Raw genomic sequence first — 23,472 nt, 5'->3', positions numbered from 1 at the left:
TCGGCGTTGGGATCGCCTGGCACCTCATTTCGTGGCCACCGATGTCAGACGGCGCGGCCAGGCCGATAGCGCCAACGAAATGCCTCCTCCTCTTCATGGAGGACTCGCCATGACGCCTCACGCCTCCCCGTCCACGCCGTCCTCCGGCCGTCGTGTCCGGTCGGCGCTCGCCGTCGCGCTGGCCGAGACGCTGACCGAACGTGAATGGTCGATCCTCACGACGGTCAATCGCCTGCGGCTGGCGACCGGTCTCCAGCTCGAACGGCTGCACTTCGCGGACCTCACGGGCAAGAGCAAGTCGGTCGTGCGGTGGCGAGTGCTCAAGCGGTTGGTCGATGCCCAGGCGCTCATGCCTCTTACTCGTCGCGTGGGCGGCAGCCTCCGCGGTTCCGCCCAGCTCACCTACGCGCTCGACGTCACTGGCGAACGACTGCTCCGTCTCCGTCGCAACCTGAGCGCGGGGAAGGAACGCATCCGTCGACCGGCACCGATCGGGGAACGCTTCGTCGCTCACACGCTGGCGACGAGCGAGCTGTACGTGCAACTGACGGAACGCTCGCAGGCTGAAGACTTCACGGTGGACACGTTCCTTGCCGAACCCGCAGCCTGGTGGCCCAACGGTGCTGGCGGCTGGATGAAGCCCGACGCCTATCTGTCGGTCTCGTCAGGCGAGATCACCGATCACTGGTGGGTGGAAGTCGATCTAGCCACCGAAGCCGCACCTACGCTGCGCGGCAAGTTCCTCGCCTACATCGACTTCGTGCAGCAAGGGCAACTCGGCCCCGGCGATGTCGTGCCGCGTGTGCTGGTGACGGTGCCGACCGACGCTCGCCGTGACGTGATGGCGACTGTCGTCGCCAAGCTGCCAGCACCGGCCGATGAGCTGTTCGCCGTGGTGCTGCACGACGAGGCCGTGGGTTGGCTCACTGCGGAACTCAGCGTGGCCGCCGATGAGTAGCCGCCCGCGAGACTGGTGGGTCGTGGGCGGCATGACCGTCACCGCCCTGGCTGCGGCCGTCAGCAGCTTCTCGGGCCTGCACTCGCTAGCAGCGGCGACCGGGTGGCCGGAAGCTCTGGCGCCGCTGTTGCCGTTCACCGTCGACGCCTACGCGATGACTGCCACCCGCGTGTGGCTGTCCAAGGCGACCGGCTCAGCGGCGGCCCGGAGGTTCGCGCGCTGGAACGCGATCGGGGCTATCGGGCTGTCGCTGGTCGGCAACGCCGCCTGGCACCTGATCGCGGCCCAGGTGCTCACCGTGACGTGGCCGATCGTCGTGCTCGTCGGTGCCGTACCGCCTGCCGTCCTCGGACTGCTCTCGCACCTGGCCGTCCTGCACGGCCAGGACGACGAGGACGAAGCCCCGTCACCCGGTACGGAGCTGCACGAGTCCCAGGACGAGGCCGACGCCGGCGGGGACGACCTGATTGAGGCGGCTCGCGCCGCCGACCAAGCCCACCGCGCCGAGCACGGGAAGCCGATCACTAGGGACAAGCTCCGGCGACAACTTCAAACGAGCACCGAGCGCGCAACATTTCTCCTTCGAGAGTTAAAGAGTCAGAGTTAGATCGGGCCGATCATCTGTTCCATGTTGTAAATATAACTGTTCCCAAAAATCGACACACTTGCTAATAATGTAGTTCAGGACATTTGACACAATTAACGAGAGGAGGTGATTTGTGGAAATCAGAAAACACGATCACGGGAACGGCGTCGACCACATACCCGTAACACTGGGCGACTACATAAGGCACGGCCGAGAAGATATGGGGATGTCAACGCGCAAACTATCGCAGCAACTTGGTATGCACCCGTCATACATATCGCGCGTTGAGGCTGGAGCGTTCCAGCACCCGTCTCCCGAGAAACTACAACGCATCGCAACCTGCCTGAATCTTGAATACGCAAGCCTGTGCGCACTGGCAGGATACGGCGAGCCTGGAGGGCTACCCAACTATCCCGCCTATCTCCGACTCAAGTTCGACATGAGCGACGAAGACGCAAGCCGCCTTGTCGAATACTTCGACCTACTGCGTACGAAGCACAACATTACAGAACGACCAACCAACAGCGAACATCCGTAGTCTAAACGGAATGCCCATTAAGGAGGGTCATGCAATTAAATGAACAGTCACTTATAGATACGGTCAGATCGGTTATGCCGACCTCGATGCTCGGCCTCCTCAAGCGAGGAATCACCGAGTCAGAAGCACGACGCATCGCCGAACAGCAAGCACTCAAACTGCTGGAGCTACTGGATATTAAAGAGCCCAGCGTTGACATCGAGATGATTGCCGAGCTCCCCGACATTGAAGTCAATGTGCTGCCAAAGCTACCCATATCGGGAATCTCAATATGGGAAAACAACAAGTGGCACATCGGCATCAACGCCAATGAAAGCCTGTGGCGCGCTCGTGCAACACTTGCGCACGAGCTGAAACACATCCTAGACGATCCGTTTCACGAAACAATCTATCCCGATTGGCCGCGCAACTCCTTTGAGCTATACGCGCCCGCAGAACGCATATGCGACTACTTCGCTGGCTGCGTCTTGGTTCCCGCCCCCTGGCTGAAAGAAGCATGGTCTAAGGGCATTCACGACATTGCACGTCTTGCTAGCTTGTTCGCAGTCTCCGAAAGCCTCATTGAGGTCCGCATCAAGCAAACACGAGTGGCCCAAACACAGGGAACAATTACGCGCCTTCGCGGCTACCCGGTATCTGCTTATAAACGTAGCGCCGGGCTTGTCATGGCAGCACAACGGAAGATTGTTGGCGAATCAAAAACTCAAAAGAGAGATGAAGAAACGATCAGCGAAAAAGTAGAAAGGAACGAGAAACATGAACTACAGCCTTGCGTTGCTACCGGTTAGGGCGCAGCAGCAAATTGAAAGAAGGGCTTACATGCGAGCCAAGCCTGAGGAACAAGCCCCGGAGCTACTCACCGTGCCTGAAGCTTGCGCCGAGCTGCGCATAAAAAGATCGAAGCTGTACATGTATCTCCACTCCCGACAGCTAACCAGTGTGAAGCTGGGCAGTCGTCGCCTAATCCCCCGCAGCGCCATACGTGCGTTGGTTGAGGATCGGACCATCGAGGCATTGCCTAAGCAATCACACAATCAAATTTGACTAAACAACTAGACAGGAATAAGCATGGAAACGAACCAACATCCGGTATGCACCCAAGACGACTTGCAGCTATTCGCCAACTGCGTAGCAAATTTTACTGTTGACGAAGACGGCGAATCGCAAGCTCACATAGATGATTTTGAGGGCGTATTCGTAACGACCCCCATCGAGTATATTTGCGTAAGCTGCGGCAAACAGTGGCCCATTAATGAGAAGTCAGCTAGCAGCATCCTCGAAGCTTGGAAGGATGCCACGGGACACTTAATCAAACGAGAACTCACCTAGTGGTACGGCGAAATGCGAATGGCGAAGGGAGCATCTACAAGCGCAAGGATGGCAGGTGGGAGGGTGCAGCCTATTTAGGAACAATTAGCGGCAACGTCAAGCGGCTTCGCGTCTACGGGAAGACCCGTAAGGAGGCCCACGAAAAACTAACCACAGCCTTGGCGCAGGCACAGCAAGGAATTTCGCTGCCAGACCGCACTTGGAAACTTTCCGAATATCTGGACTACTGGCTCGATCGCGCCGTAAACGCCAAGCTGCGACCGAACACCCACAGGCGTTATGAAGGAGTTGTTCGACTCCATCTAAAGCCTGCGCTCGGTAAGAAGTCACTGCAACAGTTGTCGGTGCGAATGGTGGAGGACTTCTACAAGAATCTACTTACCGAGGGCGCTTCAAGAAACACCGTTTATCAGGCTCGCAAAGTTCTCGGCGCTGTCCTTACGCACGCTATGAGGGAGGAACTTCTACTGCGCAACGTAGCTCGACTGGCCGAGATGCCAAGGTACAAGCCAAATGAGGGCCAATACTGGACTGCTCAAGAAGTTGTCAGCTTCCTCCGCGTGGCCCAATCAGATCCATTGTACGAAGTTTTCGTTCTGGTTGTCCTCTACGGCTTACGCCGAGGCGAGGTGTTGGGCATCCGATGGCGAGACGTGGACTTCGAGAAGGGCGTATTACGCATCAGGCAACAGATACAGAGGATCGGCGCAAGTTTGCAAGAGGTGGAGCTGAAGACAAATTCAAGCGAACGAGATCAGCCGCTGTTAACAACGGCCCGCGAGGCGCTTATGCGGCAGAGAGACAAGCAAGCAGCCGCTCGCTCAGCAGCTGGCAATGAATGGGTTGGGCCGGGAACTAACGACGAACTCGTCTTCACGACTCGGACCGGAAGTCCGATTGAGCCACGCAATCTATATCGTTCGTTCCACCGCATCCTTGAAAAAGACGGAATCCGCAGGATCAAGCTTCACGAACTACGCCACACCAACGGCACCACTCAAAAGGACCTCGACGTCCCTGAGCGAGATATCCAAGCCGTGCTCGGACACAGCAACGTATCGACCACCCGCATCTACCAACATGTAAGCCTAAGCAATAAGCGAGATGCGCTGGAGAAAGTAGAGAATCACCTGTTCACAAGACAGTCCACCGTCTACCAACGTCGTAGCCGTCAAACCCTGCCGTCAACAAAGAAAAAACTCCACCTAAACGGTGAAGTTCTCTCTGGTGGCGCCTCCCAGACTCGAACTGGGGACACGCGGCTCTTCAGGCCGACCCAGGACACCGTACGAGACCGCGTCACCTCTATAAATCAAGCCATGCGTGTCCACGGCCGAACATGGAAGCTCGGCTGTATAGCCGTCAACATTGCCGTCAAACCGTCTGATCTGGAGCTTGCCGCATGACGCGCCAACACAAACGCCGCGAACGCGGCCCTCCAGCCTGCCGGATGCGCTCCCTCCCTATTCGACAACCAGAAAGGAGCCGGTCTTGAACCCGCTCACCATCCAGTCACCGACCATCGAGAGGCGGCGCTATGCGCATACTCACCGACGTCCTGCAAGGGCTCGACCTCGGGCAGCCCTTGCCAGACGGTATGAAATTCGCCGTCAGCTATCTACGCGTGTCCACCAGAGCCCAGGCCGAGACCGACTACGACGAAGACGGGCTGTCCATTGCGGCCCAACGCGAAGCCAATCAGCGGAAAGCTGACCAGCTCGGCGCAGTCATCGTGGCCGAGTTCATGGACAAGGCCGAATCCGCCAAGGCTGCTGACCGCCCCGAACTGCAAGCCATGCTCAAGTTCATCCGCGAACTGGGCAGCATCTCCTACGTCATCGTCGACAAGGTAGACCGGCTCGCCCGTAACCGAGAAGACGACGTGCTCATCAACATTGCCGTCCGGCAAGCTGGAGCACAACTCGTCTCCTCCAAGGAGAACATTGATGAGACGCCTTCGGGCAAGCTTCTGCACGGGATCATGGCGACCATCGCCGAGTTCTATTCCGCCAACCTCGCAATGGAGGCCATGAAAGGAATGCGCCAAAAAGCCAAGGTCGGCGGTACACCGGGACTCGCCCCGCTCGGCTACCGCAACGTCCGCGAACACATCGACGGACGCGAGATCCGCACGGTCGCCGTCGATCTGGAGCGTGCGCCGCTCATCCAGTGGATGTTCAGCGCCTACGCAACCGGCGACTGGACGATGTCCCAGCTCTGTGACGAGCTGGAGCGTCGAGGGCTCCGTATCCCCGCATCCCGGAAGCGGCCGGCCCGACCGGTCAGCATCCAGCACATCGACAAGATGCTGATGAACCGCTACTACCTCGGCTTCGTCAAGTTCGAGGGCATCTGGCACCAAGGGCGCCACACGCCGATCATCGAACAAGACACCTTCGAGCGCGTGCTAGCCATCCGCAAGTCACGCTCGGCTTCCCGCGAGAAGCCACAGCGCCACCCGCACTACCTCAAGGGCTCGATCTTCTGCGGCCACTGCCAAGGACGGCTCGGCGTCACCAACGCGAAGAACCGTTGGGGCACCGTCTATCCGTACTTCTACTGCATCGGCCGCGCGAAGACTCGAACCTGCCCGCAACCCGCGGTGCTCATTGCAGACGTGGAGGCGTCAGTCGCGGACTACTGGAGCCGCGTCCAGCTCTCCACTCTGCGCATCGCGGATATCCGGGAGCAGGTCATGGCTGAGCTGAAGCGACGCCAGGAAGGCGACCGCTCCGAACTCGACCGACAGGAGGCACGCAAGAAGAACCTGCACGACCAACAGCTCAAGTTGATGGAGGCCCGGTACGCCGACGCCATCCCTCTCGACGTACTGAAGTCCGAACAGGAACGCATCGCCCGCGAGCTGGCCGGAGCACAACAGGCCATCGACCGCTGCTCAATGCAGATCGAAGCCGTCGTGCAGGTGGTCGAAGAAGCATTGCTGCTGTGCGTCAACGCGCACCGGCTCTACCTCAGCGCACCACCGGCCGTCCGTCGCCAGCTCAACCAAGCCGTCTTCACGCGCTTCTGGATCATTGATGACCAGGTGCACGGCGCGGACCTGACTGAAACCTTCGCCCACCTGCTCACCCCCGACCTTGCCGACCGGTTGGCCGAAAAGCAGGGCGGCGAAGACGACACGAACGGTGGCGACCAGCGCGGCCGTACGGCCCGCAAACGTGCCCCTGGGGCACGGAAACCCACCCTGGAATTGGTGCGGCACAAGGACGTTGTACAACGTCCGCGCGGCCCACTTCCCGCCGAAACGACGAACCCCGGACCCAACCGGGACCGGGGTTCGAACGTTCTTACTCTGGTGGAGCTGAGGGGAATCGAACCCCTGACCTTCTCGATGCGAACGAGACGCGCTACCAACTGCGCTACAGCCCCTTGGTTGTGCTCGTAGAGCTTAGCAGTGCCCTACGAGCACCCCACGCAGGGGGGTCACTCACCGACCGCACGTCGATAAGGGCCGGTCCCGGGTTCGTCGAGCTCCTCGAACGCCGGGTCTTCGTCGTCCAGGTCGACGACGACCGCGCTGCGGCGGACGCGGGACGTCGGGGACGGGCGGCGTTCGACCACCTCGCGGCGGACCGGCTCGACGACCTCGACGTTCTCGGCTTCCGCGTGGTCCTCTTCGTCCGACGGAGCCGGATCGGAAGAAGCCGTCCCCGGAGACGAAGGACGCCGGGGTGCGCGAGAGCTGTTGAAGCGGGCGAGCCGGCGCTGCCGGATCTCCTCCTCGATGCGCACCTGGCGGCGCAGGTACACCAGGTACCCGATGAGCGCGACGTCGATCGCGCCGTGTCCCCACCAGGCCAGCGGGAAGACGAAGCCGGCGACGGCTCCGCTGATCACCGCGATCGCGAGCAGGATGACGACGACGCGCTGCCGGAAGCTGTACTTGGCGCGGGCCGCCATCTCGGCGGCTTCGGGGTCGAAGCCGCCGCGGCCGGGCCGGTAGCCGGGCCGGTCGCGTTCGGCCCGGGAATCCCGGGAATCCCGCGAGCCGCGGGCCGGCTGCGGAAGCGGCTCCGGGTCGGGCTCCGGTTCCTCGAGGTCGTCTTCGAGTTCGAGCTCGGCCTCCAGCTCGGCGAGGTCGTCCTCCACCGAGGGCCGGATCCTCCCGGGATCTTCGGACATGGCGAATTCCTCCCGGTCTTCGTTGCGTCCACTGCGCACGACCCTGGCCGCGAGGGCCGAGTCAGCCGTTCTCGCGACCTGCTGCCGCCGTCGCGCGACCATGGGCACGAGTACGACGAGCCATGCCGCGGCGAGCGCGACGATGATCACGGAACTGGGCATCTCCCGTCACCTCCCCCGATCCTTCCACCACGAATCACGTTAGTCACAGGAGTAACAGATCAGGCGGAGACTCGCCGGGTTCGGTCACGGAAAAGCCTCACCGGATTAGGTGAAACTCACAGCATGTGGTAACGCAGCTACTGACCCGGGTGGGTAATCACGTTCAGGCGTAGTCGGCGCGGCCCGCCGCGACCAGCCGCGACACCAGCCCGGTCCCGGTTTCCTCACGCGTGATGGCGTAGCAGCAGTGGTCCCGCCAGCCTCCCGCAACGTCGAGGTACCGCTCGAACAGCCCCTCCTGCCGGTAACCCGCTTTGCGGAGAACCCGCAGGCTGGCGGCGTTTTCCGGCCGCACGGTGGCCTCCAGCCGGTGCAGCCCGGCGGCGCCGAAGGCGTGGTCTGTGACGAGCGCGACGGCGGCGGTCGCCACTCCGCCGCGGACCACCTCGGACGACACCCAGTAGCCGATCCAGGCCGACCGCAGCGACGCCCGGATGACGTTACCCACAGTGATCTGGCCGACGAGCCGTCCGTCCAACGTGATCGTGAACGGGAGGCACTGACCACGCCGAGCGAGCGAACGCAGCGCCGCCCACTGCGACGGCCACGACCAGAAGGCGTTGCGTTCGGGCCACGGGCCGACGCCGGTGGGTTCCCACATTTCGAGGTGCGCGCGGTCCCGGAGCCGGATCCGGCTCCACTCGCCGGCGTCGCGCAGCCGGACCGGCCGGATCGCGACCTCGCCCGCGGGCACCCGCAGCGGGCCGAGCCGCGCCGGCCAGCCCGGGTGCCGGCTCTCCACCGGATAGGACACGCCCGACACGGAGTTCATCAGGCCCGTTGCGCCAGGAAGGTGACTTGGACCTGTTCTCCCGCCTGGACGTCGGTCGCCTCTTCCGGCACGTTGATCAGGCAGTTCGCTTCGGCCAGCGACGCGAGCAGGTGCGCCCCGGACTGGCCGAGCGGCTGGACCAGGTACTCGCCGTTGGCCTCGTCGCGCAGCAGCTGGCCGCGGAGGAAGCCGCGCCTGCCCTCGGTCGAGGTGACCGGCGACAGCAGCCGCGCGCCGACGATCCGCCGGTGCGGGTTGCGGGTCCCACGCGCCGCCCGGATCAGCGGCCGCACCAGCACCTCGAACACCACCAGCGCGCTCATCGGGTTGCCCGGGATGAGGAACGTCGGCACCGAGTCGGGGCCGAGCCTGCCGAACCCCTGTACCGAGCCGGGGTGCATCGCCACCCGCGTCATGTCGATCCGGCCGAGGTCGGACAGCGCGGCGTGGACCTCGTCGCCGGTGGCGCCCCCGGCGCCGCCCGCGACCACGACGAGCTCCGACATCAGCAGCCTGCCCTCGACGACCTCCCGCAGCCGCTTCGGCTCGCTCGGCACGATGCCGACCCGGCTGACCTCGGCACCCGCGTCCCGGGCGGCCGCGGACAGTGCGTACGAGTTGACGTCGTAGACCTGCCCGACCGACGGCGTCCGGTCGATGTCGACCAGTTCGTCGCCGACCGACACGATCGACACCCGCGGCCGCGGGTAGACGAGGACCTTCGCCCGGCCGACCGCGGCCAGCAGGCCCACCTGGGCCGAGCCGATCGTGTCGCCGCGGCGGACCGCGACGTCGCCGATCTGGACGTCCTCGCCGGCGCGCCGCACGTACCCCGCCGACGGCACCGAGCGGTGCACCGTGACCTTGGCCTGGTGCCCGTCGGTGTACGCGAGCGGCACGACGGCGTCGGCCAGCGTCGGCAGCGGCGCGCCGGTGTCCACCCGCACGGCCTGGCCGGGCTGGAGCCGCCGCGGCTGGCGCGAACCCGCCGCGATCTCCCCGACGACCGGCAGCTGCACCGGCTCCTGCCCGGCGTTGCGGACGTCCACGCTGCGCACCGCGTACCCGTCGATCGCGGCCTGGTCGAACCCGGGCAGCGCGTGCTCGGCGACCACCTCCTCGGCGCAGAGCAGGCCCTGGGCCTCGGAGATCGCCACCCGCACCGGCTGCGGCCGGACGGCCGCCTCCAGTGTCATCGCGATCTGCGCGTCGACCGAGCGGAACCCGGGTTCGTCCCCGGCCACCTCGGGCCGCGCCGCGTCGAGGGATTCCGTCATGGGCGTTCTGTTCCGATCCGTTCCGTCAGCCACGCCCGTAAAGATGGACCGTACTCGGGCGTTTCAAGCGCGAAATCGACCGCGGCGCGCAGGAAACCACCCGGATTCCCCAGGTCGTGGCGGCCACCGCGGTGGACGACGACGTGCACCGGGTGTCCCTCGCTGATCAGCAGCGCGACCGCGTCGGTCAGCTGGAGCTCGCCGCCGCTGCCGGGGGTGATCCGCTTGAGCGCGTCGAAGATCGCCCGGTCGAGCAGGTACCGCCCGGCCGCGGCGTAGGTCGACGGCGCGTCCTCCGGCTTCGGCTTCTCGACCATCCCGTGCACCCGCTTGACGTCGTCGTCATCGGTGTCGGTGACGTCGAAGACGCCGTACGGCGAGATTTCGGCCTTCGGGATGTCGAACGCGCAGAGCACGCTGCCGCCGTGCTCGGCGCGGACCGCGCCCATCCGCTCGAGCACGCCGGTGGGCAGCACCAGGTCGTCCGGGAGCAGCACGGCGACGGCCTCGTCGTCCGGGCGCAGGTTCGGCTCGGCCTGCGCGACGGCGTGGCCGAGGCCGAGGGCCTGCTCCTGGATGGCGGTTTCGACGGCGAGGAGAGCGGAGCCCCGCCGCACCTTCTCGAGCAGTTCGGTCTTGCCCTTGGCCTCGAGGTTCCGCTCGAGCTCGGGCTGCTCTTCGAAGTACCGGACGACGGCGTCCTTGCCCGGCGAAGTCACGATGACCAGGCGTTCCGCGCCGGCGGCCGCGGCCTCGGCGGCGACCAGCTCGATGCCCGGGGTGTCCACCACCGGGAGGAGCTCCTTGGGCACGGCTTTCGTCGCCGGGAGGAACCGTGTCCCGAGGCCGGCGGCAGGCACGATGGCGGTTCTGAACGTCTGGGTGGTTGCGGCGCCCGTCATGGGCGCAGAGCCTAACGTGAGGTCATGCACGCGCTGGGCAATGAGCACCCGAGCAAGGCGGAGTGGCGTGACCGGGTGACGCGCGCCCGGGCGGGGCAGGCAGCCGAATCACACGCCCGGGAGGCGTCGGCGCTGGTCAATGCGGTGTCGAAGGTCACAGCGAGCACCGTGTGCGCGTACCTGCCGTTCGGCACCGAACCGGGGACGACCGCGTTCGTCGACGCGCTGGCGGCCGGCGGGGCGCGGGTCCTGCTGCCCGTCATCCGGCCGGCGCCGGGGCCGCTCGACTGGGCCGAGTACACGGGCGAGGCCGATCTGGTGCCCAGCCGGTTCCGCGGCATCCGCGAGCCGGGCGGGGAACGCCTGGGCAGCGAGGCCGTGGGCGCGGCCGAGCTGGTGCTGGTGCCCGCGCTGGCCGTGGACCACCGTGGCGTCCGGCTCGGGCGCGGGGCCGGTCACTACGACCGCTCGCTGGTCTTCGCCGCGGCCGGCGCCGCGCTGCTGGCCGTCGTCCGGGACGAAGAGCTGGTCGAACGGCTGCCCGGGGAGCCGCACGACGTGCGCATGACCGGGGCCTTGACGCCGGGTCGAGGCGTGGTCGAACTGCCGGTGTGAGCAACCCGGAATTGCTTTCGGGGAATGTTTTCCCGCACAATCAGGTTGGCACTCTGGTCGGATGAGTGCCAGCAAAGGAGCCGTCAGTGCCTACGTACCAGTACGCCTGCAAAGAATGCGACCACCGGTTCGAAGCCGTGCAGTCGTTCTCGGACCCCAGCCTGACCGTCTGCCCGCAGTGCTCCGGGGCGCTGCGCAAGGTCTTCAGCTCGGTCGGCGTCGTGTTCAAGGGGAGCGGGTTCTACCGCACGGATTCGCGCGACTCGAGCAAGTCGAGCACCGCGCCCGCCCCGGCGAAGACCGAGACCAAGACGGAGTCGAAGTCGGAGTCGAAGTCGGACACGAGCTCGGCATCCTCCTCTTCGACCACGACGAAGACGGCTGCCGCGGCGTCCTGACCCGCGACTTATCCACAACACCCCGGTTGTCCACAGATGCCGGACGAGGCCCTTCCGGCGGCCCGTCCGGCTTCCCTAACGTCGATCTCGTGCGGCACACCGCCGCACCCGATCCGGCCGAGGGGGCCCCGTGGACGTCCTGCCGAAGCTCCGCGCACTTCACCTGACCCGGCTGCAGAGCCGGCGGACGCGGCTCATCCGCCGCTGGCTCGCCGCCGGCCTGCTCGTGCTGGGCGGGCTGTCGCTCGTCCACCCCGGTTCCGCGCGAGGCGCACCGACCGTCCTCGCGGCACACGACCTCCCTTCCGGCGCGACGCTGCACGCTGCCGACGTCAGGCTGGCCGACCTCCCCGACGAAGCACGTCCGATGGGCGTGCTGAGCTCCTTCGACGCCGTCGACGGACGCCTGCTGGCGGGCGCCGTCCGGGCCGGTGAACCGCTGACCGACGTCCGGCTGGCCACGGTCCCGACCTCGGCCGAGCCCGGCACGGCGACCGTGCCGGTCCGGCTGGCCGACGTGGCCGTCGCCGAATTGCTGCGGCCCGGGCAACGCGTCGACGTCGTCGCGGCGCCGGATCCGGCAGCGCCCGCGTCCGTGCTCGCCGGCGGGGCGACGGTCGTGACCGTCGGGCACCCGGAGCCGTCGACGCGCAAGGGGCCACTGGTGCTGCTCCGGCTGCCGGAAGCGTCCGCGACGAGGGTGGCGGCGATTTCACTGGAGCGTCCGGTAACGGTTACTCTCCGCTAGCCCCGCCCGCCGAGATGGGCGCGGGCGTCCCCATCCCGGTTCGTGAGGAGAGCAGAGTGCTCAAAGGTTTCAAGGACTTCCTGATGCGCGGCAACGTCGTCGACCTCGCGGTGGCGGTGGTCATCGGCTCGGCGTTCACGACGATCGTCACGGCGTTCACCACCGGCCTGATCAAGCCGCTGATCAACACCATCGGCGGCACGGACGCCGCGCAGGGCCTGGGCTTCAAGATCTTCCCCAGCAACCCCTCGACGTTCCTGGACTTCGGCGGCGTGATCAACGCGGCGATCAACTTCGTGCTGGTCGCGGCGGTGGTCTACTTCGTGATCGTGATGCCGGTCAAGAAGCTGCAGGAGCGCCGCAAGCGCGGCCAGGAGCCGGGCCCGTCGGAGCCGACGGACGTGGAGCTGCTGATCGAGATCCGCGACCTGCTGCGTGCCCAGCAGTCCCAGCGCGGCAACGACCGCGACTGACCCCGGTCAGCGGTCGTGGTGCGGTGGCCGGTTCTCCCGGTACCAGTCGTCCGGGAGACCGGTGCGCCGCTCGGGATCACGCTCGTCGGAGGTCGTCTCGGGCAGGACGTCCCCGAAGATCTCGTCGACCCGGCGGCGCTGCTCGCTGCCGGTTTTGGGATCGCGTTTCTCGCCGGACATGCCCTCAGTCTCCCACGACGCGGTGTTTGACAACTCCAGAGAGCTAACCGAGCGCATCGAGGCGGCGCAGGTGCTCAGCGGTCAGCTCGAGCCCCGCGGCGGCGACGTTCTCCTCCAGGTGCGTGATCCGGCCGGTACCCGGAATCGGCAGGACCACCGGTGATCGGGCCAGCAGCCACGCGAGGGCGACCTGGGCGGAGGTGGCACCCACCTCGCCCGCGACAGCGGCGATCTCCGCGCCGCCTGCCGCGGCCGGTGCCACCGGCCGCCAAGGCAGGAAGGCGATTCCCGCCGCGGCACAGGCCCGCAGGACCGGCTCGTGCTCACGGTCGAGGACGCTGTACCGGTTCTGGACGCTGACGACCTCGACGAGTTCACGCGCCCGAGCGAGTTCGCCGACAGTCACTTCGGACAGCCCGAGCAGGCCGATCTTCCCGGCGGACTGCAGCTCGCCGAGCGTGCCGAGCTGCTCGGCCAACGGCGTTTCCGGGTCGATGCGGTGCAGTTGCAGCAGCTCGATCCGCTCCACGCGGAGCCGGCGCAGGGCCTGGTCGACCTGGTCGCGCAGGATTTCGGGCCGGGCGTCGAGCCGCCACTCGCCGCCGAGCCCGGTTCGCGCGACGCCGACCTTGGTGGTGATCAGCAGCTCGTCGGGATAGGGGTGCAGCGCCTCGGCGAGCAGTTCCTCGTTGGCTCCGCCGCCGTAGAGGTGCGCGGTGTCGATGAGCGTGACACCCAGCTCGACGGCCCGCCGGGCGACGGCGATCGCGCCGGCCCGGGCGGTCCCGGCTTCGGTCGGCAGGTGCATCGCCCCGAAACCGAGCCGGCGGACGCTCAGCCTGCCACCGATGCGGAAATCGGGGGTCACATCTCTTCGAGGCCCGTGCGTCACGTCGATGCCCCCAAGCAGCTCAAGTGCCCACAACCCAACTGGTCGACATCGAGGCCGACCCGGCCCGCGACCTCGCCCAGCTCCGGCCCGGCCATTTCGTTCCTGCCACCCGAGCACACCTCAGGCCGATCCTGAGAGCTCGTCGATCACGTGCGGCACCAGCGAGCTCAGCGTCGCCATCCCGTCGCGAACCGCGGTCCGCACCTCGTCCCGCCATCCGCGGATCCGGTCATCGCCGACCGAGAATCCCGCGTCCGGCCCGTGCGTCAGGTCGATACCCCCCGAGCAGCTCAAGCGGTCCACATCGAGCTCGACCGGCCGCGAGGTCGTCACTGAGCCACCCCACGGCCCACCGAGCACCTCAGGCTGGGAGCAGCGCTATCCGTCACCCCCGGCCCTCGCCGGGCATCACACCTCTTCGAGACCCGAGAGCTCGTCGATCACGTGCGGAACGAGCGAGGTCAGCGTCGCCATCCCGTCACGGACCGCGGACCGCGACCCGGCGAGGTTGACCACGAGCGTGCTGCCGGACACCCCGGCGAGCCCGCGCGAGATCCCGGCGTCGACCGCGCCGGCGGCCAGCCCCGACGCGCGGATGGCCTCGCTGATGCCCGGGATGGGCCGGTCGAGCACACCGGCGGTGGCGTCGGGAGTCCGGTCACGCGGCAGCACGCCGGTGCCGCCGACGGTGATCACCAGGTCGGCGCCGCCGATCACGGCCGTGTTGAGCGCGTTGCGGATACCCGCGGTCTCGGCCTCGACGACCACGACACCGTCGACGATGAAGCCCGCTTCTTCGAGCAGCTCCGTGACCAGCGGCCCAGTGGTGTCCTCGTGCTCGCCGTGCGCCACGCGATCGTCCACGATGACCACGAGGGCCCGGCCCAGCCGTTGTGCACTCCGTTCCATGTCGCCCACCGTAGCCGGTTTCGCCGCCCGCCCGCCGCAAGGTGCCGCGTACGGCGGCGACCTGTTCGTCGTCGTCGACCTGATCGGCGCCATCAGCAATCCCGGCGGGCGAGCGCAAGCAACCACACGGTCTCGCGCCAGCCCCAAGTCAACCCGGCCGACAACCGGCCAACTCCGCCTACGAACTCTGCGGCACCGCCAGCAAGCTTCTTGACCCCGGCCAGTTGGGCGGTGCCGTCAGCGAGCCGCGCCTGCCGGCTTCGACGGGCTCGCCGGTGGCAGCGGAGTCGGCACGGGCGAAGAATCGGAGTTCTGACGATTCCGTGACGTGACACCGCAGGTTCCAGCGGACCCGGGCGAAGGCCCCTAGCGTGGCCGGTGTGCGCGTACTGGTCACCGGCGGAGCCGGGTTCATCGGGTCCCACATCGCCGACCTCCTGGCCGACGGCGGTGACGAGGTCGTGGTGCTGGACAACCTCCTCCCCACGGCCCACGGCTCCCGCACGCCGCCGCCGTACACCGGCAGGCACCGGTTCCTGCGCGGCGACGTCACGGACGCCGAGATCGTCGCGGAGCTGCTGGACGGCGTCGACGCGGTCTGCCACCAGGCGGCGGTGGTGGGCCACGGGATCGATCCGTCGGACGCCCCGTCGTACGCCCTGCACAACGACTACGGCACGGCGGTGCTGCTGGCGGGAATGCACGCGGCCGGCGTGCGGAAGCTGGTCCTCGCCTCGTCGATGGTCGTCTACGGCGAAGGCCGCTACGCGTGCGCGGACCACGGCGTGGTGGCACCATCTCCGCGCCGCCGGTCCGATGTGGACGCCGGCCGCTTCGACCCACGTTGCCCGGCGTGCGAGGCGCAGCTGAGCTGGCAGCTGGTTCCCGAAGACGCGCCACTGAACCCCCGCAGCACGTACGCGGCGACGAAGCTGGCCCAGGAGCACCTGGCCGGCGCCTGGGCACGCCAGACGGGCGGCACCGTGTGGGCGATGCGCTACCACAACGTCTACGGCCCACGGATGCCCCAGAACACGCCGTACGCGGGAGTGGCGTCCCTCTTCCGCTCGGCGCTGGCACGCGGCGAGGCCCCCAAAGTCCTGGAAGACGGCTGCCAGCAGCGCGACTTCGTCCACGTCCACGACGTGGCCAGGGCGAACGTCCTGGCCCTCCGGACAGCCGGCCCGGGCGACCTCACCCCGGTGAACATCTGCTCCGGCACCCCGCACACAGTGGGCGACCTGGCGGAGGAACTGGCACGGGCCTGCGGCGGCCCGGCACCGAAGGTGGTCGGCGGCGCCCGCCCGGCCGACGTCCGCCACGTGGTGGCCGACCCCGCCCGCGCCCGCGAGCAGCTCGGCTTCACCGCGGAGATCGGCTTCGCGGAGGGCATCGCCGACTTCGCCACGGCGGAGCTCCGGGAACCGGTCTCCCCCTGACGGGGCCCGTGGACCGACCTCGCCCGCCGTGACCATCGGAGACCCCGCCGGAGCGGAACCAACCACCCGGCGCTGCCTAAGACAGCGCGAGCGGCAGGCGCACCTCGAACCGGCACCCCGGCCCGTGGTTGTGCACCCCGATCCGCCCCCGGTGCGCCTCGACCAGCCCCTTGGCGATGGCCAGGCCGAGCCCGCCGCCGCTGGTCGTCCCGCCGCGCTCGGGCGTTCGCGCCTGCGTCCCGCGGAAAGCGACGTCGAACACCCGGTTGAGCTCGTCGTCCGGAATGCCGCCGCAGGAGTCGTCGACGGCGAGGAGGGCCTCGTCGCCGTCGACGCCGATCTGCACCGCGACCGTCCCGTCCGGCGGGGTGTGCCGGATCGCGTTGGACACCAGGTTCCGCACGATCCGGGCCAGTTCCGGATCGCTGCCGGTCACCACCGGCCAGGTCGACGCGCTGGCCAGCACCCGCACCCGCTTCCGCTCGGCCACGGGGGCCTGGGCGGCGACCGCGTCGCTCACCACGTCCCGCAGCGGCACCGCGGACATCGTGAGCTCCAGGGCCCCGGCGGTGATCCGCGAGAGCTCGAACAGGTCGCCGACCATCGCGGACAGCCGCCGGGTCTCGCCGCTGATCCGCTGGGCGTAGTCGGCGACCTCGTGGCGCTGGGACACCACGCCGTCGGCCAGCGCTTCGGCCATCGCCTGGATCCCGGCCAGCGGGCTGCGCAGGTCGTGGCTGATCCAGGCGACGAGTTCACGCCGCGACGCCTCGGCCGCGCGTTCCCGCTCGCGTGCCTCGCGTTCCCACACGCTCCGCCGCGCGATGGCCCGGCCGAGGATGATCGCCGCGGGCACGGTGACCAGCGCGACGAGCAGGCAGACCAGCAGCATCGTGGTCAGGGCCGGGGTGAACATGAACCCGCTGATGCCCAGGACGCCGACCAGCGTGGAGAGCACCGGGATCAGCACCAGCACCGAGAGCGTGGTGGTCAGCGAACCGCGGCGAAGGACGTACAACGCCACGCCGCCCAGCGCCGCGACCGGCAGCGAGAACAGCAGCGCGAACGGCAGGATGTGCCAGAGGTGCGTCAGCATCTCCGGCAAGGACTCGCCCGAGCCGATCACGGCTGCTCCCGGTCGTAGCGGTAGCCGACGCCCCACACGGTCGCCACCCGGGTCGGCTTGGCCGGGTCGCGCTCGATCTTCTCCCGCAACCGTCGCACGTGGACGGTCACTGTGGACTGGTCGCCGAAGTCCCAGCTCCACACCTTCTCGAGCAGGTCCGCGCGCGAGTAGGCGACACCGGGGTGGGCGAGGAAGAACGCCAGCAGATCAAACTCCCGGGTGGTGAGGGGCAGTTCGCGGCCGCCGCGGGTCGCGGTGCGCGCTTTCATCTGCAGGCGCAGGTCGCCGTCCACGAGCTCCGCGGCGGCCGGCTCCGGGCGGGGCATCCGCGCGCGGCGCAGCACCGAGACGACGCGGAGGGCGAGTTCCTTGGGACTGAAGGGTTTCGTCACGTAGTCGTCGGCGCCGAGCTGGAGCCCGGCGATGCGGTTCTCCTCCTCGCCGAGGGCGGTCAGCATGACGATCGGCACCTGGCTGACCTGACGCAGCCGCCGGCACACCTCCAGGCCGTTGATCCCCGGCATCATGACGTCGAGCACGACCAGATCGGGCTCGTGGGTGGCGAACTTCGCCAGACCGTCGGCGCCGTCGCCGGCCAGGTCGACGGTGAACCCGGCCACCTCGAGGTAGCGGCGGACGACGTCGCGGACCGTCTCGTCGTCGTCGACCACGAGCACCCGTCCGGCTTGATCGCTCATCACGTCTCCCTCACCAGCCCGTCAGCAGCAGGTGGTTGACCACCAGCGCCGTCGCCGCCTGCGCGGCGAGCCACCACCGGCGGCCGGGCCGCGGCAGCAGCGCCGTCAGCGGCAGCAACCACACCCCGAACGGTAGCCAGATCCGTTCGGTCTCGGCTTTCGACAGGCCCGAGACGTCGGCGAAGAGGATCGCGCCCAGTGCCGCAAGGCCGAGCAGGAGCACCGGATCGGTGAGCAGCGCCCGGCGCGGGGACCCGAACCCTCGCCGGACGGCGGCCACGACCGCGGGACCCAGGGCGACGACGACCGCGGCGAGATCGGCCCACACCCAGTACGAGTAGGGCCGGACCAGCGCGACGCCCTGGTAGTAGCGCTCGGCGACCAGGTGGTAGCCGTCGAGCCACCAGAAACCCGCCCAGGCGAAGACGCCGACGACGGCCAGTGCCGTGACGATCGCCAACGCCGCCGCCCGCCACTGCCGGCCGAGGACGGCGGCGGCCACCGCGAGCACGCCGAGCAGCACCAGGCCGTACGACAGGAAGATCGCGAAGCCGAGCAGTACCCCGGCGGCCAGTCCTGCGGGAACGGCGTACCGGCGGCCATGGGCGAAACCCGTCGCGGACAGCGCGAGCATAGCGAGCCCGGTCGCCGTGACCCCGGCGAACAGGCCGTCCGCCGAGACGCCGATCCACACCGCGCCGGGGGTGAGGACGGCGAACGGCAGCACCGCACGGGCCGCGTCGGGCCGGCCGAGCAGGGCGACCGTGGCCGGCACGGCCACCGCCACCAAGCCGCCGACCAGCACCACGGCCGTGGCCGCCCACGCGCCGCCGTGCAGGCCGAGGCGGTCCAGCCAGACGAAGACGAGCGTCGCGCCCGGCGGGTGGCCGGACACGTGTGTCGTCCAGGACTGCGGCTGGAAGTCGAGGATGCGGGAGGAGAACTCGCGCAGCATCCGCGGGATGTCGGTGATCCCCGGGACCTCGTGGAGGTACTCCTGCGGAATGGTGAGGTGCCCGGCGAACCCGCGGGACCAGCCGTCGACCATCGCCAGCGAGAAGATCCAGGCGAGCGAGGCCAGGTAGCCGGCGGCGAGCGCCCGGCGCCACGGCAGGCGGGCGGCCAGCGCCGGGCCGTGGAGCACCACCGCGACCGCGACGAGCACGGCGAACACCGAACCCGGGCCGACGTGCGGCAGCCAGTCGGCGAACAACGGCGGCGCGGACACGAAGATGACCACGCCGGAGCCCGGCCGGTTGTAGTACATGCCGACCGCGGTGGCCGCGGCGACGAGCACCACCGCCGCGGCGACGGCCAGGAGGTCGGCGCGGCGGCCGGAGGGCGGGGCTTCGGGTTCGCAGGCAGGCGGCTCGGCGAGCCGGGCTGCCGGTTTCGGCTCGCTCATCGTCGCCCACCGTAGGTCCGCGGCGGGCGATCCGCGCCCTCGGCACGGGAGCCGTAACGACGCGGTAAGAACTCACCGGACGTCATGATTCGGTAAGCGGCGCAAGGGTTCTACGACACTCGAGCCGGACTTACGGTCGGCGCCGTGACTGACTTGGAAGTGGATGTCGTCCTCCCCTGCCTCGACGAAGCGGCCGCGCTGCCCGGCGTGCTGGCCGGGCTGCCGCCGGGCTACCGCGCGATCGTGGTCGACAACGGTTCGTCCGACGGCTCGCCGGACGTGGCGGCCTCGCTCGGCGCGAAGGTCGTCCACGAACCGCGCCGCGGCTACGGCGCGGCCGTGCACACGGGCCTCGAAGCCGCCACCGCCGACATCGTCTGCTTCGCCGACGCGGACGGGTCCCTGGACCTCGCCGACCTGCCACGGCTGGTGACCGCGGTCGAGAACGGTGCCGACCTGGCCGTCGGACGCCGGGTGTCGACAGGGCCCGGGGTGTGGCCGTGGCACGCGCGAGCCGGCAACGTCGTGCTGGCGCTGCTGTTGCGCAGCCGTGGGCTGCCGGTGCGCGACATCGCGCCCCTGCGCGCGGCGGACCGGCGAGCCCTGCTCGGCCTCGGCGTCACCGATCGGGCGTTCGGCTACCCGCTGGAACTGCTGATCAGGGCCCAGCGGCGCGGGTGGCGGGTCCGCGAGTTCGACGTCCGCTACGGCGAACGTGCCAAGGGGACGAAGTCGAAGGTGTCCGGCTCGGTCCGGGGCACGCTGCGCGCGGTCCGCGACTTCGGGCGGGTGCTGGCGCGATGACGGCCCGGTTCATCCTGCTGGTCGTGGCCAAGGCGCCGGTGCCGGGACTCGCCAAGACCCGGCTCTGCCCGCCGGCAACACCGGCCCAGGCCGCCCAGATCGCCGCGGCCGCGCTGCTCGACACGCTCGACGCCGTCTGCGCCGTGCCCGGCGCCGCGCCCGTCGTCGCGATGACCGGCGACCTCGGCTCGGCCACCCGGCCCGTCGAAATCGGCATGGCGCTGCGCCGCGTCACGACGATCCCGCAGCGGGGCTGGGACTTCGGGGCCCGGCTGGCGAACGCCCACGCGGACGCCGCCGCGGTGCACGCCGGCCTGCCGATCCTCCAGATCGGCATGGACACCCCGCAGATCACGCCGGAAGCCCTCGCCGCGGCCGCCGCACCGATCCTGGACAGCGGGCACGACTCAGTGCTCGGCCCGGCCGCGGACGGCGGCTGGTGGGCGCTGGGGCTCGCCGACCCGCGGCACGCGCAGGTCCTCGTGGATGTGCCGATGTCCCGCGACGACACCGGTGAGCGCACGCTGCGGGCCCTCACTGCGAGTGGGCTCCGGCCACGAACGGCCGCATGTCTGTCCGATGTGGACACCATGGCGGACGCTCGTGCGGTGGCGGCGGCGTGCCCGGACGGCCGGTTCGCCCGCGCCGTCGCCGCGGTCGGCGGACGGGCGGTCGCGTGATGACGGCCCCGGCGACCACCGGCAACGAGTTCGACCACGGCCTGCTCGGCCACCGGTGCTGGCTCGAACTGGCGAACGGCGAACGGATCGAGCTGGCGGTGGAACGGTGGGCGGAACCGTCCGAGGGCGACGACGTCCTGCTCGACGCGTGCGCCGGCCCGACTGTCGACCTCGGGTGCGGGCCCGGGAGGCTCACCGCGGCGCTGGCCGGGCGCGGGGTCGTCGCGCTGGGCGTGGACAGCTCGCGCACCGCCGTCGGGCTGACCCGGCGTCGCGGCGCGAGTGCGTTGCAGCGCAACATCTTCCACCGTCTGCCCGGCGAAGGGCGGTGGCGGCACGCCCTGCTCGCGGACGGCAACATCGGCATCGGCGGCGATCCGGCCGCGCTGCTGCGGCGCACGGCGCGGCTGATCGCCCCCGACGGCGACGTCCTCGTCGAGCTGGAGCCGCCCGGCCGCGGCCTGCGGCACGAGCGCGTCCGGCTCCGGCCCGGCCACGCCGACGGCGCCTGGTTCACCTGGGCCTGGGTCGGGGTCGATGCGATCGCCGAGGTCGCCGCGCGTGCCGGGTTGCGCGTCGACTGGACCACCCGGCACGGCCACCGCTGGTTCGCCCGATTGGAGCGATCGTGAAACTCCCCGCGGAAGGACAGTTCAAGGCGGCGGCGCACCACGAGCGCGTGACGTCGAAGGTCGGCCTGGCCCTCGCGATCACGTTCACGACGTGCTTCGCAACCGGGTTGCTCAGCCATCTGATCCAGCACCCGCCGGCGTGGTTCTCCTGGCCCAGCCGCCCGGTCGGGTTCTACCGCGTCACGCAGGGGCTGCACGTGATCTCGGGGGTGGCGTCTATCCCGCTACTGCTGGCGAAACTGTGGAGCGTCTACCCGAAACTGTTCGGCCGGCCGCTCGTCCGCTCGCTCCCGCACGCCCTGGAGCGGCTGTCGATCCTGGTGCTGTCCGGTGCGGCGTTCTTCGAGCTGTCGACCGGGCTGCTGAACGTCGCGCAGAACTACCCCTGGGGCTTCTACTTCCCGCAGGTGCACTACGCGGTCGCGTGGCTGGCGATCGGCTCGATCCTGGTGCACGTCGCGGTGAAGCTGCCGGTCATCCGCCGCGCCCTGAGCCGAGCCTCGGTCGAGGAGTCACCCGCGGAAGGGCTGTCGCGGCGGGGTTTCCTGGTGACCACCGGGCTGGCGACAGGTGTCGCGGTGGTAGCCACCGCGGGCGTGACGGTCCCGTTCCTGCGCGGTGTCTCCGCCCTTTCCTGGAAGACCGGCAACGGCACCCAGCGGCTCCCGGTGAACCGCACGGCGGCGGCCGCGGGTGTCACGTGGTCGCCGGCCTGGCGGCTCTCGGTGGTGACCGCGCGCGGCACGACGAAGTTCTCGCTCGACGAGCTGCGCGCCCTGCCGCAGACGGCGGCGGAGCTCCCGATCGCGTGCGTGGAGGGCTGGAGCCAGTCGGCCACCTGGCGCGGAATCTCCCTGCCCACGCTGCTGAAAGCCGTCGGCGAAGCACCGGGCACGGCGGTCCGGGTGTCCTCTTCGGAACGCGCTGGGCTCTACGGCGCCAGTGTGCTCCCCGGCGAACACACGGCCGACGAGCTGACGCTGCTGGCCCTGGAGCTGAACGGCGAGGTCCTCGCCTTCGACCACGGCTTCCCCTGCCGGATCATCGCCCCGAACCGTCCCGGCGTGCTGCAGACGAAGTGGGTCACGGAGCTGGAGGCGCTGTGAGGACCGCCCGCACACTCCTCGCGCTGCCAGGACTCGCGGCACTGGCGTGGGGTGTGGTGCTGTTCGCCGAGTACGCGCTGCCGTTGCGTCCCGACGTCTTCGGGACGGTGGGCTGGATCATCGGCGGGCCGATCGTCAACGACGCGGTCATCGCCCCGCTGACGGCCCTGCTCGGCTTCGCCGTGGCCCGGCTCCTCCCACCCCGCTGGCGAACCCCCGTCATCGCGGGCACGGTCACCACCGCCACGCTGGCCACCCTGGCGGTCCCGCTGCTCTGGCGCCCGTACGGAACCCCGCCGATGCCCGGCCTCCACGACACCAACCCGGTCCCCGCACTGGCCCTCACCTTGGCCACGGTCTGGCTGGCCGTGGCCCTGACCGCCCTCCGCCCCCGTGTCGACCCCCCAATCACGAGTGACGCCCCTCCAATCACACGTGATGTCCCTCCAATCACGCGAGATACCCGTCCCGGCACGCCAGCCGACCCTCCAGGCACGCCAACCGACCCCCGAGGCACGCCAGCCGACCCGCCAGGCATCCCGGCCGACCGTCCCGGCCCCTGACCCGGGCACAAATGCGGCCACGCGCGACCGGCATCGAGTGCCTGGTCGCGCGTGGCCTTGTGGGTCCGGCCCCGAAG

The 23,472-nt window shown here is 68.8% G+C and carries 28 protein-coding genes, 1 tRNA gene and 2 pseudogenes; 17 read left to right on the top strand and 14 right to left on the bottom strand.

The annotated features are described in order from the left end of the window. Window positions 1–109: 109 nt before the first annotated feature. From ACLJQE_RS22095 to ACLJQE_RS22065, 7 genes and pseudogenes are all read left to right on the top strand, one after another. Window positions 110–958, top strand: coding sequence for a replication-relaxation family protein (locus ACLJQE_RS22095; protein ID WP_410641212.1), 849 nt, complete (start codon window positions 110–112; stop codon window positions 956–958). Window positions 959–989: 31 nt separating this feature from the next. Further along, window positions 990–1,565: a DUF2637 domain-containing protein gene (locus ACLJQE_RS22090; protein WP_410641211.1), complete on the top strand. Its 576-nt coding sequence runs from the start codon at window positions 990–992 to the stop codon at window positions 1,563–1,565. 112 nt (window positions 1,566–1,677) lie between these two features. Continuing rightward, window positions 1,678–2,082, top strand: coding sequence for a helix-turn-helix domain-containing protein (locus ACLJQE_RS22085; RefSeq protein ID WP_410641210.1), 405 nt, complete (start codon window positions 1,678–1,680; stop codon window positions 2,080–2,082). Window positions 2,083–2,111: 29 nt separating this feature from the next. Next, a complete protein-coding gene (locus ACLJQE_RS22080; protein WP_410641209.1) occupies window positions 2,112–2,870 on the top strand; it encodes an ImmA/IrrE family metallo-endopeptidase in 759 nt (252 codons plus the stop codon). Next, window positions 2,839–3,126: a helix-turn-helix domain-containing protein gene (locus ACLJQE_RS22075; protein ID WP_410641208.1), complete on the top strand. Its 288-nt coding sequence runs from the start codon at window positions 2,839–2,841 to the stop codon at window positions 3,124–3,126. The genes ACLJQE_RS22080 and ACLJQE_RS22075 overlap by 32 nt, the downstream gene beginning before the upstream one ends. 284 nt (window positions 3,127–3,410) lie before the next feature. After that, the gene (locus ACLJQE_RS22070) at window positions 3,411–4,817 is read left to right on the top strand and encodes a tyrosine-type recombinase/integrase (RefSeq protein ID WP_410641207.1); all 1,407 of its coding nucleotides are present in this window, start codon (window positions 3,411–3,413) and stop codon (window positions 4,815–4,817) included. Between the two features lie 131 nt (window positions 4,818–4,948). Continuing rightward, window positions 4,949–5,995, top strand: a pseudogene (locus tag ACLJQE_RS22065) (recombinase family protein); the annotation flags it as partial. 42 nt (window positions 5,996–6,037) lie between these two features. Here ACLJQE_RS22065 and ACLJQE_RS22060 read toward each other — a convergent pair. The 7 genes from ACLJQE_RS22060 to ACLJQE_RS22030 all read right to left on the bottom strand — a co-directional run bounded on the left by ACLJQE_RS22060 (window position 6,038) and on the right by ACLJQE_RS22030 (window position 10,727). Continuing rightward, the gene (locus ACLJQE_RS22060) at window positions 6,038–6,289 is read right to left on the bottom strand and encodes a hypothetical protein (RefSeq protein ID WP_410641206.1); all 252 of its coding nucleotides are present in this window, start codon (window positions 6,287–6,289) and stop codon (window positions 6,038–6,040) included. Window positions 6,290–6,307: 18 nt separating this feature from the next. Continuing rightward, the gene (locus ACLJQE_RS22055) at window positions 6,308–6,634 is read right to left on the bottom strand and encodes a hypothetical protein (protein ID WP_410641205.1); all 327 of its coding nucleotides are present in this window, start codon (window positions 6,632–6,634) and stop codon (window positions 6,308–6,310) included. A 91-nt stretch (window positions 6,635–6,725) separates the two neighbouring features. Beyond that, window positions 6,726–6,801: transfer RNA gene (locus ACLJQE_RS22050), tRNA-Ala, on the bottom strand. Window positions 6,802–6,855: 54 nt separating this feature from the next. Beyond that, the gene (gene glpR, locus ACLJQE_RS22045; RefSeq protein WP_410641204.1) at window positions 6,856–7,716 is read right to left on the bottom strand and encodes a gephyrin-like molybdotransferase receptor GlpR; all 861 of its coding nucleotides are present in this window, start codon (window positions 7,714–7,716) and stop codon (window positions 6,856–6,858) included. Between the two features lie 163 nt (window positions 7,717–7,879). Then, complete coding sequence (locus ACLJQE_RS22040) at window positions 7,880–8,548, bottom strand: GNAT family N-acetyltransferase (protein WP_410641203.1); 669 nt, start codon at window positions 8,546–8,548, stop codon at window positions 7,880–7,882. Further along, a complete protein-coding gene (gene glp / locus ACLJQE_RS22035) occupies window positions 8,548–9,825 on the bottom strand; it encodes a gephyrin-like molybdotransferase Glp (RefSeq protein ID WP_410641202.1) in 1,278 nt (425 codons plus the stop codon). The genes ACLJQE_RS22040 and glp overlap by 1 nt, the downstream gene beginning before the upstream one ends. Beyond that, window positions 9,822–10,727, bottom strand: coding sequence for a UTP--glucose-1-phosphate uridylyltransferase (locus ACLJQE_RS22030; protein WP_410641201.1), 906 nt, complete (start codon window positions 10,725–10,727; stop codon window positions 9,822–9,824). Before ACLJQE_RS22030 ends, glp begins: the two co-directional genes overlap by 4 nt. A 24-nt stretch (window positions 10,728–10,751) precedes the next feature. Between ACLJQE_RS22030 and ACLJQE_RS22025 the strand changes: the two genes are divergently transcribed. From ACLJQE_RS22025 to mscL, 4 genes are all read left to right on the top strand, one after another. Then, on the top strand, window positions 10,752–11,342 hold the full coding sequence (locus ACLJQE_RS22025) for a 5-formyltetrahydrofolate cyclo-ligase (protein WP_410641200.1): 591 nt from the start codon (window positions 10,752–10,754) through the stop codon (window positions 11,340–11,342). An 86-nt stretch (window positions 11,343–11,428) separates the two neighbouring features. Beyond that, on the top strand, window positions 11,429–11,740 hold the full coding sequence (locus ACLJQE_RS22020) for an FmdB family zinc ribbon protein (protein ID WP_410641199.1): 312 nt from the start codon (window positions 11,429–11,431) through the stop codon (window positions 11,738–11,740). Between the two features lie 130 nt (window positions 11,741–11,870). Beyond that, a complete protein-coding gene (locus ACLJQE_RS22015; protein WP_410641198.1) occupies window positions 11,871–12,488 on the top strand; it encodes an SAF domain-containing protein in 618 nt (205 codons plus the stop codon). 56 nt (window positions 12,489–12,544) lie between these two features. Beyond that, window positions 12,545–12,961 (top strand): large-conductance mechanosensitive channel protein MscL, encoded by a 417-nt coding sequence (gene mscL / locus ACLJQE_RS22010; protein ID WP_410641197.1) that lies wholly within the window; start codon window positions 12,545–12,547, stop codon window positions 12,959–12,961. A 6-nt stretch (window positions 12,962–12,967) separates the two neighbouring features. Here the strand turns inward: mscL and ACLJQE_RS22005 are convergent, their stop codons facing one another. The 4 genes and pseudogenes from ACLJQE_RS22005 to ACLJQE_RS21990 form a co-directional block, all read right to left on the bottom strand. Then, window positions 12,968–13,141 carry a hypothetical protein gene (locus ACLJQE_RS22005; protein ID WP_410641196.1) on the bottom strand — a complete coding sequence of 58 codons (174 nt, stop codon included), beginning with the start codon at window positions 13,139–13,141 and terminating at the stop codon, window positions 12,968–12,970. Window positions 13,142–13,184: 43 nt separating this feature from the next. After that, window positions 13,185–14,009: an aldo/keto reductase gene (locus ACLJQE_RS22000; RefSeq protein WP_410641195.1), complete on the bottom strand. Its 825-nt coding sequence runs from the start codon at window positions 14,007–14,009 to the stop codon at window positions 13,185–13,187. Window positions 14,010–14,153: 144 nt separating this feature from the next. Continuing rightward, window positions 14,154–14,228: pseudogene (locus tag ACLJQE_RS21995) on the bottom strand (molybdenum cofactor biosynthesis protein); the annotation flags it as partial. Window positions 14,229–14,441: 213 nt separating this feature from the next. Further along, window positions 14,442–14,942, bottom strand: a complete 501-nt coding sequence (locus tag ACLJQE_RS21990; protein ID WP_013230045.1) for a molybdenum cofactor biosynthesis protein B — start codon at window positions 14,940–14,942, stop codon at window positions 14,442–14,444. Between the two features lie 380 nt (window positions 14,943–15,322). On the opposite strand from ACLJQE_RS21990, the gene ACLJQE_RS21985 reads away from it, so the two are divergent. Next, complete coding sequence (locus tag ACLJQE_RS21985; protein ID WP_410641194.1) at window positions 15,323–16,381, top strand: NAD-dependent epimerase/dehydratase family protein; 1,059 nt, start codon at window positions 15,323–15,325, stop codon at window positions 16,379–16,381. Between the two features lie 76 nt (window positions 16,382–16,457). On the opposite strand, the gene ACLJQE_RS21980 is transcribed toward ACLJQE_RS21985, so the two are convergent. The 3 genes from ACLJQE_RS21980 to ACLJQE_RS21970 are packed head-to-tail and all read right to left on the bottom strand — an operon-like array spanning window position 16,458 to window position 19,610. Beyond that, complete coding sequence (locus ACLJQE_RS21980; RefSeq protein ID WP_410641193.1) at window positions 16,458–17,507, bottom strand: sensor histidine kinase; 1,050 nt, start codon at window positions 17,505–17,507, stop codon at window positions 16,458–16,460. Next, window positions 17,504–18,205: a response regulator transcription factor gene (locus tag ACLJQE_RS21975; protein ID WP_410641192.1), complete on the bottom strand. Its 702-nt coding sequence runs from the start codon at window positions 18,203–18,205 to the stop codon at window positions 17,504–17,506. The genes ACLJQE_RS21980 and ACLJQE_RS21975 overlap by 4 nt, the downstream gene beginning before the upstream one ends. A gap of 10 nt (window positions 18,206–18,215) precedes the next feature. Then, complete coding sequence (locus tag ACLJQE_RS21970) at window positions 18,216–19,610, bottom strand: hypothetical protein (RefSeq protein WP_410641191.1); 1,395 nt, start codon at window positions 19,608–19,610, stop codon at window positions 18,216–18,218. Window positions 19,611–19,769: 159 nt separating this feature from the next. Between ACLJQE_RS21970 and ACLJQE_RS21965 the strand changes: the two genes are divergently transcribed. Genes ACLJQE_RS21965 through ACLJQE_RS21945 form a run of 5 tightly spaced genes read left to right on the top strand, consistent with a single transcriptional unit; the run spans window position 19,770 to window position 23,395 of the window. Next, window positions 19,770–20,414, top strand: coding sequence for a glycosyltransferase family 2 protein (locus ACLJQE_RS21965; protein WP_410641514.1), 645 nt, complete (start codon window positions 19,770–19,772; stop codon window positions 20,412–20,414). Then, window positions 20,411–21,094, top strand: coding sequence for a DUF2064 domain-containing protein (locus tag ACLJQE_RS21960; RefSeq protein ID WP_410641190.1), 684 nt, complete (start codon window positions 20,411–20,413; stop codon window positions 21,092–21,094). The genes ACLJQE_RS21965 and ACLJQE_RS21960 overlap by 4 nt, the downstream gene beginning before the upstream one ends. Continuing rightward, the gene (locus ACLJQE_RS21955) at window positions 21,094–21,726 is read left to right on the top strand and encodes a methyltransferase domain-containing protein (protein WP_410641189.1); all 633 of its coding nucleotides are present in this window, start codon (window positions 21,094–21,096) and stop codon (window positions 21,724–21,726) included. Before ACLJQE_RS21960 ends, ACLJQE_RS21955 begins: the two co-directional genes overlap by 1 nt. Beyond that, complete coding sequence (locus ACLJQE_RS21950) at window positions 21,723–22,832, top strand: molybdopterin-dependent oxidoreductase (RefSeq protein ID WP_410641188.1); 1,110 nt, start codon at window positions 21,723–21,725, stop codon at window positions 22,830–22,832. Before ACLJQE_RS21955 ends, ACLJQE_RS21950 begins: the two co-directional genes overlap by 4 nt. Continuing rightward, window positions 22,829–23,395 carry a hypothetical protein gene (locus tag ACLJQE_RS21945; protein WP_410641187.1) on the top strand — a complete coding sequence of 189 codons (567 nt, stop codon included), beginning with the start codon at window positions 22,829–22,831 and terminating at the stop codon, window positions 23,393–23,395. The genes ACLJQE_RS21950 and ACLJQE_RS21945 overlap by 4 nt, the downstream gene beginning before the upstream one ends. The last annotated feature ends 77 nt before the right edge of the window (window positions 23,396–23,472 follow it).

The organism is Amycolatopsis sp. lyj-346, from assembly GCF_046548975.1.
In the GTDB taxonomy this organism is placed as follows: Bacteria; Actinomycetota; Actinomycetes; order Mycobacteriales; family Pseudonocardiaceae; genus Amycolatopsis.
This window is presented reverse-complemented; position numbering and strand designations above follow the sequence as displayed.

Bases quoted from the DNA above. Each gene is read 5' to 3' on its own strand.
- ACLJQE_RS22095 (WP_410641212.1), top strand. From the start codon at position 110: ATGACGCCTCACGCCTCCCCGTCCACGCCGTCCTCCGGCCGTCGTGTC.
- ACLJQE_RS22090 (WP_410641211.1), top strand. From the start codon at position 990: ATGACCGTCACCGCCCTGGCTGCGGCCGTCAGCAGCTTCTCGGGCCTG.
- ACLJQE_RS22080 (WP_410641209.1), top strand. From the start codon at position 2,112: ATGCAATTAAATGAACAGTCACTTATAGATACGGTCAGATCGGTTATG.
- ACLJQE_RS22075 (WP_410641208.1), top strand. From the start codon at position 2,839: ATGAACTACAGCCTTGCGTTGCTACCGGTTAGGGCGCAGCAGCAAATT.
- glpR (WP_410641204.1), bottom strand. From the start codon at position 7,716: ATGCCCAGTTCCGTGATCATCGTCGCGCTCGCCGCGGCATGGCTCGTC.
- ACLJQE_RS22040 (WP_410641203.1), bottom strand. From the start codon at position 8,548: ATGAACTCCGTGTCGGGCGTGTCCTATCCGGTGGAGAGCCGGCACCCG.
- glp (WP_410641202.1), bottom strand. From the start codon at position 9,825: ATGACGGAATCCCTCGACGCGGCGCGGCCCGAGGTGGCCGGGGACGAA.
- ACLJQE_RS22030 (WP_410641201.1), bottom strand. From the start codon at position 10,727: ATGACGGGCGCCGCAACCACCCAGACGTTCAGAACCGCCATCGTGCCT.
- ACLJQE_RS22025 (WP_410641200.1), top strand. From the start codon at position 10,752: ATGCACGCGCTGGGCAATGAGCACCCGAGCAAGGCGGAGTGGCGTGAC.
- ACLJQE_RS22005 (WP_410641196.1), bottom strand. From the start codon at position 13,141: ATGTCCGGCGAGAAACGCGATCCCAAAACCGGCAGCGAGCAGCGCCGC.
- ACLJQE_RS21990 (WP_013230045.1), bottom strand. From the start codon at position 14,942: ATGGAACGGAGTGCACAACGGCTGGGCCGGGCCCTCGTGGTCATCGTG.
- ACLJQE_RS21975 (WP_410641192.1), bottom strand. From the start codon at position 18,205: ATGAGCGATCAAGCCGGACGGGTGCTCGTGGTCGACGACGACGAGACG.
- ACLJQE_RS21970 (WP_410641191.1), bottom strand. From the start codon at position 19,610: ATGAGCGAGCCGAAACCGGCAGCCCGGCTCGCCGAGCCGCCTGCCTGC.
- ACLJQE_RS21960 (WP_410641190.1), top strand. From the start codon at position 20,411: ATGACGGCCCGGTTCATCCTGCTGGTCGTGGCCAAGGCGCCGGTGCCG.
- ACLJQE_RS21955 (WP_410641189.1), top strand. From the start codon at position 21,094: ATGACGGCCCCGGCGACCACCGGCAACGAGTTCGACCACGGCCTGCTC.